The organism is Candidatus Pelagibacter communis (assembly GCF_001180225.1).
GTDB classification, from domain to species: Bacteria; Pseudomonadota; Alphaproteobacteria; order Pelagibacterales; family Pelagibacteraceae; genus Pelagibacter; species Pelagibacter ubique_D.
The window spans coordinates 1-558 of record NZ_CVST01000051.1 but is presented as its reverse complement, the minus strand read 5'-3'; the positions used below and the strand labels follow the sequence as shown (position 1 = coordinate 558).

The following is a 558-nucleotide window of genomic DNA, read 5'->3' as shown; positions in this document are numbered from 1 at the left end:
GAATAAATTTTTCATTTTTTGAAAAAGAAAATTTGCTTAGAGCTTTCTGGACTACCTCTTTTTCGTTAATAATTCCATGTGTTATGTATGGAGATAAGCAAGATATGTTATTTCTTTTTTCAGGACCAAAATCAAAATTTCTTAATTTAGAGTATTCTGCAAGACCGTTATCGATAAAATTATTTAATTGATTTAAGGCCTTAGCCCTTGAAGGTTCAAACATCATCTTAAATTATTTTGATTTTTTTTTCTTGAGACCCAATTTATCACTATGTCTCAATCTCAAGACAACAATTGCTCCAGCAATTAATAAAATTGCGACAGCTTCATAAACAAGTGCAGTAGGATCCATTTCTTTTCCTTGCAAAATAATAAATCGTGCAAGAGCAGTAATCGCAATAAGCAGTGGAAGGGTAATACTAATTGATTGTTGGTTCCAAAAAACTCTAACCATCGCCAGGACCTCTAAATAAAGAAACATTAATAGAAGATCAGCTAATGTTACAGATTGATTTAAGAACATGTTTTTCATCTCAATTCCAACTGCAATTACTGTAC

At 31.0% G+C, this 558-nt stretch carries 1 protein-coding gene and 1 pseudogene; both read right to left on the bottom strand.

Annotated features, from left to right (window positions below):
* Positions 1-226, bottom strand: a pseudogene (locus AMN99_RS04235) (FAD-binding domain-containing protein); the annotation flags it as partial.
* Positions 227-232: 6 nt separating this feature from the next.
* Positions 233-558: phosphate-starvation-inducible PsiE family protein (locus AMN99_RS04230; protein WP_075506588.1), on the bottom strand; the 326-nt coding region annotated here is incomplete at its 5' end.